The organism is Clostridium sp. 1001271st1 H5 (assembly GCF_005845215.1).
Classification (GTDB): Bacteria; Bacillota; Clostridia; order Lachnospirales; family Lachnospiraceae; genus Enterocloster.
The window spans coordinates 352,069-364,797 of sequence record NZ_SPHO01000003.1 but is presented as its reverse complement, the minus strand read 5'-3'; the positions used below and the strand labels follow the sequence as shown (position 1 = coordinate 364,797).

10 protein-coding genes are annotated in these 12,729 nt (G+C 52.4%); all 10 read right to left on the bottom strand.

The window, feature by feature from the left end:
* Nucleotides 1–78: 78 nt before the first annotated feature.
* The 10 genes from FGS84_RS06660 to ilvD all read right to left on the bottom strand — a co-directional run bounded on the left by FGS84_RS06660 (nucleotide 79) and on the right by ilvD (nucleotide 12,708).
* Nucleotides 79–870 carry a TIM barrel protein gene (locus FGS84_RS06660; RefSeq protein ID WP_138306892.1) on the bottom strand — a complete coding sequence of 264 codons (792 nt, stop codon included), beginning with the start codon at nucleotides 868–870 and terminating at the stop codon, nucleotides 79–81.
* Complete coding sequence (locus tag FGS84_RS06655) at nucleotides 839–2,017, bottom strand: ABC transporter ATP-binding protein (RefSeq protein WP_138306891.1); 1,179 nt, start codon at nucleotides 2,015–2,017, stop codon at nucleotides 839–841. The genes FGS84_RS06660 and FGS84_RS06655 overlap by 32 nt, the downstream gene beginning before the upstream one ends.
* Nucleotides 2,018–2,040: 23 nt before the next feature.
* Nucleotides 2,041–2,865 carry a carbohydrate ABC transporter permease gene (locus FGS84_RS06650; protein WP_138306890.1) on the bottom strand — a complete coding sequence of 275 codons (825 nt, stop codon included), beginning with the start codon at nucleotides 2,863–2,865 and terminating at the stop codon, nucleotides 2,041–2,043.
* Nucleotides 2,855–3,745 (bottom strand): sugar ABC transporter permease, encoded by an 891-nt coding sequence (locus FGS84_RS06645; protein WP_138306889.1) that lies wholly within the window; start codon nucleotides 3,743–3,745, stop codon nucleotides 2,855–2,857. The genes FGS84_RS06650 and FGS84_RS06645 overlap by 11 nt, the downstream gene beginning before the upstream one ends.
* 92 nt (nucleotides 3,746–3,837) lie before the next feature.
* Nucleotides 3,838–5,250, bottom strand: coding sequence for an ABC transporter substrate-binding protein (locus FGS84_RS06640; RefSeq protein ID WP_138306888.1), 1,413 nt, complete (start codon nucleotides 5,248–5,250; stop codon nucleotides 3,838–3,840).
* A 202-nt stretch (nucleotides 5,251–5,452) separates the two neighbouring features.
* Entirely contained in the window at nucleotides 5,453–6,700 is a 1,248-nt protein-coding gene (locus FGS84_RS06635; protein WP_138306887.1) for a DUF1015 family protein, read from the bottom strand.
* A gap of 62 nt (nucleotides 6,701–6,762) precedes the next feature.
* Nucleotides 6,763–7,926, bottom strand: coding sequence for a phosphoglycerate dehydrogenase (locus tag FGS84_RS06630; protein WP_138306886.1), 1,164 nt, complete (start codon nucleotides 7,924–7,926; stop codon nucleotides 6,763–6,765).
* A 34-nt stretch (nucleotides 7,927–7,960) separates the two neighbouring features.
* Nucleotides 7,961–9,046, bottom strand: coding sequence for a 3-phosphoserine/phosphohydroxythreonine transaminase (gene serC / locus FGS84_RS06625; RefSeq protein WP_138306885.1), 1,086 nt, complete (start codon nucleotides 9,044–9,046; stop codon nucleotides 7,961–7,963).
* A 226-nt stretch (nucleotides 9,047–9,272) separates the two neighbouring features.
* On the bottom strand, nucleotides 9,273–10,955 hold the full coding sequence (gene ilvB / locus FGS84_RS06620; protein WP_138306884.1) for a biosynthetic-type acetolactate synthase large subunit: 1,683 nt from the start codon (nucleotides 10,953–10,955) through the stop codon (nucleotides 9,273–9,275).
* Between the two features lie 88 nt (nucleotides 10,956–11,043).
* Nucleotides 11,044–12,708: a dihydroxy-acid dehydratase gene (gene ilvD / locus FGS84_RS06615; protein WP_138306883.1), complete on the bottom strand. Its 1,665-nt coding sequence runs from the start codon at nucleotides 12,706–12,708 to the stop codon at nucleotides 11,044–11,046.
* Nucleotides 12,709–12,729: the final 21 nt, after the last annotated feature.

Genomic DNA, 12,729 nt, shown 5'->3' with positions numbered 1-12,729 from the left:
GTACCACAAACCAGCGCTAAATACAATAGCTTTACGGAAATTGTAAGTTTTAACCGCCGCTTTACCTGTTCCGTATTATCATAAACCATGCCCCCATGCCAGAAGCAGCTCCACGTCCTCTGCGATTCCCCTGCAATCATCCGCTGTCTCCATGCCGTATTCCACTACCAGGTCAGCCTCAGGCGTATATTCCCTGGCCCATGTCAGAAAGCTGCGGACATCCAGGGTTCCGTCACTGATTCGCCTGTGGCTGTCGTGTATCCCGTCATTGTTATGAACATGGTATGCCAGAATCTGCCCCCGGAGGCGCTCCATGACACGGCGCAGGTTCCAGCCATTGGCATGGGCGTGGCCGATGTCTATGAGTACCGGGTAATGTTCCCCCTGGCACAGGGAAACAAATTCCTCCTCGTCCAGCAGCATGTTGTTCCGGTCCATGACCCCTGCATTCTCCACGGCCACCGGTATTCCAAAGCTGAAAAACAGCTCATCCACCCTGCGGTAATTCATGCAGGAATCCCGAAGCATCCTCTCCTTATCCCCAACCGCACAGTTATTGTGATGGAATACCATATAGCGGCTGTTCAGTTTCCTGCAATAATAAAGGGTCTGTTTCACCAGTTCCATAGTATCCCCATACTCCGGGGTTCCCTGGGGAGCTGAATGCTCCGCCTTGTAATAGGGACCGTGAAAGCTGATGGGAACGCGGCTCAGAACACCCATGCTTTCCTCCAGAAGAGGAGCAAATGTCTCCCGGTGGAACATGGGAAATACCTCCACCCCCACCCTTCCCTTCCACGTTTCCACATAGGGCAGAATTCTCTTAAACTCCTCTGCCTTATACATATTGGTACTGATGAGCAAAGCCATTGGTGTTCTCTCCCTTCTTCCCTGCGCCTTTTTGGACAATATATGGCTCTTTGGCAGCCCTGAGCTGTTCAGGATAGCCCAAAGATACCTGGGTCGCCCTGTCAAAGAGATGAATTCTGTCAAAATCAGGCCGGATGAAGACCATCTCCCCCGGAGCCGGGATATCCCCCTCGCTCACAGCAATGAACTCCATATTATCCACCTGCACATATACGCCGTACCGGTTGCCGTAATCCTCCACGTACCTTACAATTCCCTCCAGGGTGTTGTCCTGGTGCCTGCGCATCAAAGCCATGTGCTCCGGCCGGATTCCAAGAAACAGGCGGCCGGACTCATTGCGGGAGGCCAGTCCTGACCACATGTCCGGCAGCCATACAACCTGTCTTCCAATCACCAGCGTTCCCTTTGTATAGGATGCCTCCACAATATTCATGGAAGGGGAACCAATAAACCTGGCGGTAAATACATTGGCGGGGCGGTTGTATACATTGGACGGGGTATCCAGCATCTGCATTTTTCCTTCATGCATCAGGGCAATACGCTGCCCCACGGTCATGGCCTCAATCTGGTCATGGGTTACATAAATCATGGTCTGACGGTACATCTCATGGATTTTCACCAGTTCCTTCCTGGCCCTCAGCCTCAGCTGGGCATCCAGATTGGAAAGGGGCTCATCCAGCAGGAAATAATCCGAACGCTTTACCACTGCCCTGGCCAGGGCAACCCTCTGGCGCTGGCCGCCGGAAAGGTCCTTTGGCCTGCGCTCCTCCAGTCCCTTCAAATCCAGCATATCCAGAACCTCCGAAAGCCTGGTCTTTATCTCCTGCGGATTCATCCTGTGGGCCTTTAAGCCGTAAATAATGTTATCCTTCACCGTCATGTGAGGAAACAGGGCGTAGTTCTGGAATACCATGGACACATTCCGCTCCCCGCAGGGCACATGGTTTACCAGGCGGCCGTCCATATACAGGTTTCCTCCGCTGAGCTTCTCCAGGCCCGCAATCATCCGCAGGGTGGTGGACTTGCCGCAGCCGGATGGTCCTAACAGTATCAGGCGCTCTCCTTCCCTGATTTCCATATTTAAATCCTTCACGATTACATTTTTATCATACGCCTTAACCACATGGTCGAATACTATGTTTTTCATTTCTTTCTCCTTATTTGATGCCCTTAACCTTTGATGCCCGACATGGCAAAGGTATTGATGATATACCGCTGGAACAGGATGTACAGACCCAGAGGTATAATCATGGTCATGACAGAAACAGCCATAGCTATGGTAAACTCCGTCCCTCCCTCTGCGCTTATATACATCTGCAGGGCCAGGGACAGGGTATAATTCTCCTTGCTTTTCAGTATGAGAACCGGCCACACATATTCATTCCAGGAATTGATGAAGAAAATAATTCCCGTGGAAATGATGGAAGGCCGTACCAATGGGATGATGATATCCCTCATGATTTTCAGATTCTTCACATTTTCCATCCTGGCCGCCTCAATAAGCGCCCTGGGGATTCCCCGCATGGACTGGCGCAAAAGGAAGATTCCCAGCACATCCGCCAGCTGGGGCAGGGCCACGCCCCATATCTTATCACTGAGACCCATTCCGGAAATCATCAGATAGTTAGGAATCATGGTAACGGTAAAAGGAATAAACATGGTGGCCAGCATGATGAAGTACAGGATTCCCTTGCCCTTAAAATCAAAATACACAAAGGAATAGGCTGCAAACAGGCTGGTGACGGTCTTAAAAACAGTTACAGTGGCAGCAATCAAAAAGGTGTTCATTGTTATCCTTAAAAAAGGCAGCCTGCTGAATACATGGATGTAATTCTGCACCGTGGGCCTGGCCGGAATAATCTGGAACACTGTATTAAAGGCGTCCTGCATGGTCTTAAAGGAGTTGGACACGGCAAATACAATGGGCATCAGGAGAAGGAACACGGCGCACAGGAGAAGCAGGTGCCACCCTGGCTGCATTTCTTTAATTTTCATAATATACCCCCTTTTCCACAAACCGGAATTCCAGAAGCAGCAGTGCGATGAACAGCACCATGGTAATCACCGACACGGCTGACGAGGTGCCGGTGCGGTACAGGGTAAACGCCTCATGGTAGGACATGTATATCAGGTTGGAGCTGGCGTAGTTGGGACCGCCCTGGGTCACTACCTTGATGGGAGTGAACACATACTGAAGTCCCTGTACGATGGTGGTGATAAACACGTAGATTCCGGTGGCCGAGCTCATGGGAACCACCATGTCCCGGAATATTTTCCACAGAGGAATATTGTCCAGCCTGGCCGCCTCAATGACCTCTGAGGATACCCCCGACACACCGGCCAGGATGATAATAAAATTATAGCCGAATACCTTCCAGGAGGTGATTACGCTCAGCACCGCAATGACCCACCCCTCTGTCTTTGACCAGAAGGGAAGGGACAGGCCAACGTATTTGAGCACCAGGGCCGCCGGGCAGGAAATCGGATTCAGAATCCAGATATACAGAATGGACCCCACCACCAGAGATATGACGCTGGGCAGGAAAAACACTGCCTTATAAAAGCCCTGTCCCTTCCTAATCACCGCCGACAGGATAAAGGAAAGAATGTAGGGCAGAACAAAATTCAATACCAGCAGCACAAGGATATAGACAACCGTATTGCCTGCAATCTTCCAGGAATTCGGGTCCTTAAAAATAGCCGTATAGTTGGCCAGCCCCACAAACTTCTTCACCGGCTTCACCATATTCCACTCAAAAAAGCTGAGATAGATTGTATAAAACAATGGATAAAACATGAATACTGCAAACACTGCCAGGGATGGCACAAGGAAGAGGTATCCCAGTAATGTCTGCTTTTTTTCTTCCTGATTCAATCTGCTTTTACCTCCATAAAGAGACAGGTACCCCCATATGTATTCCGGGGATACCCGCTCCGATTTATTGTAAATGGCTGTATGCCGGCCCGTTACTGTACTGCCAGCAGCTGGTTGATGGCATCCTGTGCTGCCTTCATGCCCTGCTCTGCCGTCACCTGTCCGCCCAGAATCTGGTCCCTCATATCAAGGAGCATCTGCTCTGCCTGAAGGCCTGCATCTCCCGGAAACGCGGTCCAGGGTACCACTCCGTCCATCTGTTCAATGGCTGCGTTCATCATCTTGTTTTCAGCCAGAAATGTCTTAAGTCCGTTCTCAGCCTCAGCCACATCCTTTCTGGGCGGCACATAGCCGGTCCCCTCTGTCCAGGCTGCCATAGACTCCACGCTGTAGAGGAACTTTTCAAATTCCCACGCTGCCTTGACCTGGTCGTCGCCCTGGGCCGTGATGGCCAGGAAGCATCCGCCTGCCGGAACCATGCGCTCCCTGTCATTCCACAGAGGGGACTTTACGGTTGCAACGTCAAACTGCGCGCCCTTCTGCACGGAAGCCCTTCTGGCGATGGTGGTGTAGAGCATGGCGCAGTTGCCGTCAATAAAGCTCTGGCATCCCTCCTCCCAGGAGATATGTAAGGCTGTCTGGTCCTTCACCATGTCAGCCATCAGCTGCATGGCCGCAATTGCGTCCTCCGTGGCAAAGGCAGCCTCCTTTTTGCCCTCTGCATTGGCAATCAGCATCTTTGCGCCGCTGCTCTCAATCAGTCCCTGCTGCGCCCAGAAATCCGCAGGCTCCTGCATATAAAAGCCGTACTTTCCGGTCTTTTCCTTAATGGTCTTTGCAAACTCCCTGACCTCCTGCCAGGTAGCCGGGCCTTCTTCCGGAAGTCCTGCCTCCCTTAAAATATCCTTATTGATATAAAGCACCGGATTGCTTAAGGAATAAGGAATGCCCACCTGTGAGCCTTCGCTGTTTACGGCCAGCCCCAGTACATTGGGAAGGAATTTGTCCTTTAGGAAACCGGCATCCTCCTTATCGAACCTGTCGATGGCATCCTGAGGGGACACATAGGAAAAGTTATTGGAAAAGTAATCCAGAAACGCCCAGCCAATCTGCACCAGCGCCGGGGAACGGCCCGCGGCAGCCTCTGCCTGAAGGTTCTGCATCAGCCCCTTATACATGTCCGGATTGTACTTTGCCACTACCTGGATATGGTCGTTGCTTTCGTTAAACTGCTTAACCAGCTCGTCTACCACCAATCCTCCCTGGGTTTCTGCATTGCAGTGCCAGTATTCGATAACTGTCTTTCCATCGGATGAGCTGTTTCCATCCGCACCGGTTCCTGTTCCGTTCCCGGCCTGGTTTCCCGCCTCTGCTCCGGCCTGTGCCGGGGATGAGCCTGCGGCGTCCTGGGTGCTGCTTCCCGTTGCGGCTGCGCCGCAGCCGGATAACACAGCCATTGCAGCTGCCAGGACCAGTGCTGTCATTGATTTCACACTTCTTTTCATTTCTCCGTTTCCTCCTAATCATTCCGTGGTATGTCCTTAATCTTAAAGATTGAATGTAAATTCCGGAAGATGAATTCTGTAAAATCTTTGCAAGGATTTGGAAAACAGCTGGAAGCAACATAAATGCACAAATCAAAAGAGGGCTGCGTCACCATCCAAATCAGGTGCCGCAGCCCTCTTACTCTATTCATTGCATCAGTCCTCAGCCCAGCCTGTGTATAAACAGCCCGCTCCGAAGCTTTGGCTCAAACCAGGTGGACTTGGGAGGCATGAGAAGACCTGCGTCAGCCACTGATAACAGTTCTTCTATGGAAGTGGGATACATGGAAAAGGCCACTTCCATGTCCTCATGCACCCTGCGTTCCAATTCCTTAAGCCCTCTGATTCCTCCGATAAAATCAACCCGCTTATCAACCCTGGGGTCCCCGATTCCCAGAACCGGTCCCAGAAGCTGGTCCTGAAGGATGGACACATCCAGTCCCTTCACCGGGTCGCTGCTCTCAAACTCAGGCTTTATCCTGAGGCTGTGCCATGTATCCCCAAGGAACATGCCGAACGTGCCTTTTTCACTTGGCCCGGACGCAGCCTCCCCGGATTCTTTGCATTCAGTAAGCTCAAAGCGCTCTGAGACAGCAGCCAGGAACGCATCCTGACCCAGACCGTTTAAATCCTTCACTACCCGGTTGTAGGGCAGAATCTTCAGCTCCTCGTCAGGAAACAATACGGACAGGAAGTAGTTGAAGGGTTCCCTTCCCGTATAATCCGGATTCTCTTCCCTCCGCTTAAGCCCCACCTTTACAGCCGACGCAGCCCTGTGGTGGCCGTCTGCAATGTAGGTGGCCGGTATTGCCGCAAATGCATCCTCCACAGCCTGCACCAGGTTCCTGGCGCCAATCATCCACACCCTGTGGCGGATTCCGTCCTCTGACACGAAGTCATACAGAGGCGCATCCTCCTTCACCCGGGCCACCAGGTCCTTCAGTTCCTGGTTCTGCCTGTAAGCCAGGAAAATGGGGCCTGTGTGGGCGTTGGTGGTATCCACATGGCGGATGCGGTCCAGTTCCTTATCCTCCCTGGTATTCTCATGTTTCTTCACCACACCGCCCACATAATCATCAATGGAGCAGCAGGCCACAATGCCGGTCTGGCTCCTGCCCTCCATGGTGAGTTCATAGAGATAGTAATTTTCCTCAGGATCCGTCACATAGACCCCTTCCTCAATCTGACAGTCCAGCAGTTCCCTGGCCTTGTCATAGACGCGGCTGTCATAGGTGTCCACATCATCCGCAAACTGAGTCTCGGCCCGGTCAATGTTCAGGAAGGAAAGGGGATTTCCCTTCACGGCCTCACAGGCCTCCTTCCGGTTATACACGTCATAAGGCAGGGCCGCTACCCTGGCAGCCTTATCCGCCGACGGCCTGATACAAATAAATGGTTTTACAACTGCCATCTTTTCTCTCCTGTCTGAAATCCGTTTGTCACAACCCATGCCCGTTCATGTCCGGACCGCGGTTATTTCACCACACGCACCCTGAGCACGCCTTTGATGGTGTTCAGTTTCTGGATGGTGGAATCCTCTGCCTTGTGTTCCAAATCCAGAAGTGTGTACGCATACTTATCCCGGCTCTTATTGGTCATGTCGGAAATGTTCATGCCCTGTTCCGCCAGGATTGCCGTAATCTGTCCAATCATATTGGGAATATTCATATGAAGCACAGCCACCCGGCATTCTGCCTGGCACATGCCCATGTCACAGGAGGGAAAGTTGACGGAGTTCTTGATGTTACCGTTTTCCAGGTAATCGGTCAGCTCCTTCACCGCCATAATGGCGCAGTTGTCCTCAGACTCCTTTGTGGAAGCGCCCAGATGGGGAAGCAGGATGACCCTTTCCATGTTGGCAACCTTTGGATTGGGGAAATCGCTGACATAATAGCGCACCTTACCTGCATCCAGGGCAGCCGCCATATCGTCGTCATTGACCAGGGTATCCCTGGAGAAGTTTAGGATTACAACCCCATCCTTCATGATAGCCAGTTTTTCCTTGTTAATCATTCCCCTGGTGGAATCCATAAGGGGCACATGGATAGTGATATAATCGCATTCCTGGAAAATGATGTCCGCATTGGTAATATGCTTTACATTTCTGGACAGTCTCCAGGCTGCATTAATCGAAATATACGGGTCATATCCGTATACCTCCATTCCCAGATGGGTGGCTGCATTGGCAACCTCTGCGCCGATGGCTCCCAGGCCGATGACGCCCAGCTTCTTGCCCTTAATCTCACAGCCCGCAAATGCCTTCTTGCTCTTCTCTGTATCCTTGGTGATGTTGTCATCCTCCGCATTGGCCTTGCACCACTCGATGCCGCCCACAATGTCACGGGATGCCATGAGCATACCTGCAATCACCAGCTCCTTTACGCCGTTGGCATTGGCTCCCGGTGTATTGAATACAACGATACCCTTCTGCGCGCAGGTATCCAGCGGAATATTGTTGACACCGGCGCCCGCGCGGCCCACTGCCAGCAGGTTTTCCGGAAGCTCCGTATCATGCATGGAAGCGCTGCGCACCAGAACAGCGTCAGCCTCCGCCATGTTGTCTGTCATCTCGTAGCCGGCCGGAAACAACTCCGTGCCGCACTTTGCAATCGGGTTCAAGCAATGAATTTTTTTCATAATCAACCAACTCTCCTCTATTTTCCCAAGACTTTTATTTCCTGTGCTTCTTCTCGAAGTCAGCCATGAATTCCACCAGCTTCTCCACGCCCTCCGCAGGCATTGCATTATAGATGCTGGCGCGCATGCCGCCCACGGTCCTGTGTCCCTTCAGATTTTCAAAGCCTGCTGCCTTTGACTCCTTCACGAACAGGGCATCCAGTTCCTCATCTCCTGTCACGAAGGGCACGTTCATCAGGGAACGGTCCTTCTTAACCACAGTCCCCTTAAACAACCGGCTTTCATCCAGGAAATCATAGAGGATTTTAGCTTTCTTTTCGTTGTATTCCTTCATGGCTTCAAGGCCGCCTCTGGCCTTCAGCCACTTGAATACCTTTCCGCACATATAAATACCGTATGTAGGCGGTGTATTGTACAGTGACTCCGCGTCCGCATGGGTCTTGTAGCGGAGCATGGTGGGGGTTTGGGGCAGCACATCCTCTGTCACCAGGTCCTCCCTCACAATCACGATAACGGTTCCCGCCGGTCCCACATTCTTCTGGGCGCCTGCGAAAATCAGGCCGTATTTTGTCACATCCACAGGCTCGGACAAGAAACATGAGGACTGGTCAGCCACCAGAAGCTTTCCCTTTGTGTTGGGAAGATTCCAGTACTTGGTGCCGTAAATAGTGTTGTTCTCACAGATATACACGTAGTCTGCATCCTCGGATACAGGCAGGTCGGAGCAGTCCGGAATATAGCTGAAGGTCTTGTCAGCACTGGATGCAATGGCATTGGCCTTTCCGTAAATGCCGCCCTCCTGGTAAGCCTTCTTAGCCCACTGTCCGGTAAGGATGTAATCCGCCACCTTATTCTTCATCAGGTTCATGGGCACCATGGCAAACTGCTGGGATGCGCCTCCCTGAAGGAACAGCACCTTATAATTATCCGGAATATGTAAAAGAACCCGCAGGTCTGATTCAGCTTCCTTTATGATGGTGTCATAGGCCTTTGACCGGTGACTCATCTCCATCACTGACATTCCTGTTCCCCTGTAATCCAGCATTTCTGCTGCGGCTTCCTTCAGAACGTCCTCCGGCAAAACAGCCGGTCCTGCTGAAAAATTGTAAACTCTGCTCATCTCGCTCTCCTCCTTAAATGGTTGTACTTGCTGCACATATCCTCTTTAATATATATACACAGAGGACTCCTCCATATGCGGAACCAGGCACAATATCACGCCATACCGCATACAGAGAAGTCACCTGACTGTATACTACATCGTATATCTGTCCCACCTGTCCAGGCACTTTATCAAGCTAATCTGATAACGCAGCCAAGATATTAAAGACTACTATACACTGTTTTTAATTAATTTTCAAGTCCGTATCGTCAAAAGCATCTGCAATCGGCGCACCCGGCGATACCATGGGGAATACCTTATCATCGCAGCTAATCTGACAGTCAATGACCACAGGTATGTTTAACGAGATAGCCTCCCTGAGCACAGGCTCCAGCTCCTCCTTCTGGGTCACGCGGTAAGCCCTGGCTCCCATGGCCTCTGCTATCTTCACAAAGTCCACTGAGTCATTCAGTATGGTCTGGGAATAGCGCTTGCCGTAAAACAGGGTCTGCCACTGGCGTACCATGCCCAGCACATGATTGTTTACAATGACCTCCACCACCGGGATATTGTACCGGGTGGCCGTTGCAATTTCATTCATGTTCATGCGGAAACACCCGTCTCCGGCAATATTGATAACCGTCTTGTCCCTGCATCCCATCTTTGCGCCGATGGCAGCGCCCAGGCCGTATCCCATGGTTCCCAGTCCTCCCGAAGTGAGGAGGGTGCGGGGCTGGCGGTACTGGTAGTACTGGGCCGCCCACATCTGATGCTGTCCCACCTCGGTGACAATGACTGCGTCCCCTCCGGTCACCTCATTGATGGTCTGTACAATGAACGGTCCTGTGAGCACATTCTTATCATAGCGCAGGGGATACATATCCTTCATTCGCTCAATGTGGGCAATCCACTCGTCGTGGTTCACCGGGTCCAGCCTGGCGTTGAGCTTGCGCAGGATAACCTTTACGTCGCCGATGATACTGGCGTCCACCTTAATATTCTTGTTAATCTCAGCCGGGTCAATATCCAGCTGGAGAATCTTTGCATTCTTTGCAAACTTGGAGGCATTGCCGGTCACACGGTCGCTGAACCTGGCACCCACCACAATCAGCAGGTCGGCCTCGGTTATGCCGAAGTTGGAGGTCTTGGTGCCGTGCATGCCCACCATGCCTGTGTACAGCTCATCGGCCCCGTCAAAAGCACCCTTTCCCATAAGGCTGTCTGCCACCGGCGCCTGAATCTTATGGGCAAATGCCCTCAGTTCGTCGGATGCATTGGACAGCACAGCGCCGCCGCCGACAAAGATAAAGGGCTTTGCTGCCTTTCGTATCATCTCCACAGCCCGGTCCATATCCTGCTCTGTGATGGTGTCGCTCTGACGCACGATTTCCTCCGGTACCTGCTTCTCATACTCACAGAGCGCAGCTGTCACATCCTTGGTGATATCCACCAGCACAGGACCCGGACGTCCTGTCTGGGCTATGGTAAAGGCCCTGCGGATTACCTTTGCCAGACGGTTCACATCCTTGACAATGAAATTATACTTTGTAATGGGCATGGTCACGCCCGTAATATCGATTTCCTGGAAACTGTCCTTGCCCAGCAGGCTGTTGGTCACGTTACAGGTAATGGCCACCACGGGCACGGAATCCATATAAGCGGTAGCGATACCTGTCACCAGGTTGGTCGCGCCGGGACCGGATGTGGCCAGGCACACGCCCACCTTGCCGGTGGCCCTTGCGTAGCCGTCAGCTGCATGGGAAGCCCCCTGCTCATGGGATGTCAGGATGTGGGTGATTTCATCCTGGTGCTGGTACAATGCATCATATATATTCAGGATAGCGCCGCCCGGATAACCGAAAACGGTGTCCACACCCTGTTCCTTCAAACATTCAACTACAATCTCTGCCCCCGTCAATTTGCTCATATATACTGCACTCCTTTTCTTCATGTTATTTCATGATGCGCGGCCCTGCCGGCACTGCCGGACAGCCCGGTACCACTGGCCGCGAAACCTATTTTACCTGCAGCACAGCTCCCTTGTCAGCGGAAGTAACCAGGGAAGCATATCTTGCCAGGTAGCCGGTGGTAACCTGCGGTGTGCGCGGCTGCCACCTGGCCTTCCTGGCTGCCATCTCCTGGTCGGATACCAGCACGTCCAGCTTATGATTGTCTATATCAATGGAGATGATATCCCCTTCTTCCACCAGGGCAATGGGTCCGCCCACCGCTGCCTCAGGTGAGGCGTGGCCGATGGAAGCGCCTCTGGAAGCGCCGGAGAAACGTCCGTCCGTAATCAGGGCAACCGAGGAACCCAGTCCCATACCTGCAATGGCTGAGGTTGGATTTAACATCTCCCTCATGCCCGGGCCTCCCTTAGGCCCTTCGTAGCGGATGACCACCACATCCCCTGCCACAATCCTGCCGCCCTTAATGGCGTCAATGGCGTCCTCCTCGCAGTCAAATACCCTGGCGGGTCCCTCATGCTTCAGCATCTCAGGCGCAACCGCAGAGCGTTTCACCACTGCGGAGTCCGGGGCCAGATTGCCCTTTAAGATGGCAATGCCGCCGGTCTGGCTGTATGGATTCTCCGCCGGACGGATGACCTCCGGGTTCTTGTTGACGCAGTCCTTTATATTCTCTCCCACGGTTCTTCCCGTGACAGTCATGCAGTCCAGGTTCAGAAGTCCCTTCTTGCTGATTTCCTTCATTACCGCATATATTCCCCCCGCCTCGTTTAAATCCTCTATGTAGGTGGGTCCTGCCGGCGCCAGATGGCACAGGTTGGGGGTTCTCGCGCTGATTTCATTGGCAATATCCACATTCAGCTCCACGCCTGCCTCATGGGCAATGGCCGGAAGATGAAGCATGCTGTTGGTGGAGCATCCCAATGCCATATCCATGGTCAGGGCATTCATAAATGCTTCCTTTGTCATGATATCCCTGGGGCGTATGTTTTTCTCATACATCTCCATCACCTTCATGCCTGCATGTTTAGCCAGCTTGATGCGCTCGGAATAAACAGCGGGAATCGTGCCATTTCCCTTAAGTCCCATGCCCAGGACCTCGGTGAGACAATTCATGCTGTTGGCCGTATACATACCGGAACAGGAACCGCAGGTAGGACATGCCTTTGCCTCAAACTCCTTCACGTCCTCCTCTGACATATTGCCAGCCGCATAGGCGCCCACTGCCTCAAACATACTGGAAAGACTGGTCTTGTGCCCCTTCACATGGCCGGCCAGCATGGGACCGCCGCTTACAAACACGGTCGGCACATTAATCCTGGCCGCAGCCATCAGCAGCCCAGGAACATTTTTATCACAGTTCGGAACCATGACCAGGGCGTCAAACTGATGGGCCAGGGCCATGCACTCCGTTGAATCCGCAATCAAATCCCTGGTTACAAGGGAATACTTCATACCAATGTGTCCCATGGCAATACCGTCGCAGACAGCAATGGCCGGAAACACCACCGGAGTACCGCCGGCCATGGCAACGCCCAGCTTCACTGCATCCACAATCTTATCCAGGTTCATGTGCCCCGGAACTATCTCATTATAGGAACTAACTATACCCACCAGAGGCTTCCTCATCTCTTCCTCTGTCATACCAAGCGCATTAAACAGGGACCTGTGGGGCGCCTGCTGCATACCTGTCTTAACTGCATCACTTTTCATGTCCTATCCCCTTTCATCTAA

Bases quoted from the DNA above. Each gene is read 5' to 3' on its own strand.
- FGS84_RS06660 (WP_138306892.1), bottom strand. From the start codon at position 870: ATGGCTTTGCTCATCAGTACCAATATGTATAAGGCAGAGGAGTTTAAG.
- FGS84_RS06630 (WP_138306886.1), bottom strand. From the start codon at position 7,926: ATGAAAAAAATTCATTGCTTGAACCCGATTGCAAAGTGCGGCACGGAG.
- serC (WP_138306885.1), bottom strand. From the start codon at position 9,046: ATGAGCAGAGTTTACAATTTTTCAGCAGGACCGGCTGTTTTGCCGGAG.
- FGS84_RS06650 (WP_138306890.1), bottom strand. From the start codon at position 2,865: ATGAAAATTAAAGAAATGCAGCCAGGGTGGCACCTGCTTCTCCTGTGC.
- FGS84_RS06635 (WP_138306887.1), bottom strand. From the start codon at position 6,700: ATGGCAGTTGTAAAACCATTTATTTGTATCAGGCCGTCGGCGGATAAG.
- ilvB (WP_138306884.1), bottom strand. From the start codon at position 10,955: ATGAGCAAATTGACGGGGGCAGAGATTGTAGTTGAATGTTTGAAGGAA.
- FGS84_RS06640 (WP_138306888.1), bottom strand. From the start codon at position 5,250: ATGAAAAGAAGTGTGAAATCAATGACAGCACTGGTCCTGGCAGCTGCA.
- ilvD (WP_138306883.1), bottom strand. From the start codon at position 12,708: ATGAAAAGTGATGCAGTTAAGACAGGTATGCAGCAGGCGCCCCACAGG.
- FGS84_RS06655 (WP_138306891.1), bottom strand. From the start codon at position 2,017: ATGAAAAACATAGTATTCGACCATGTGGTTAAGGCGTATGATAAAAAT.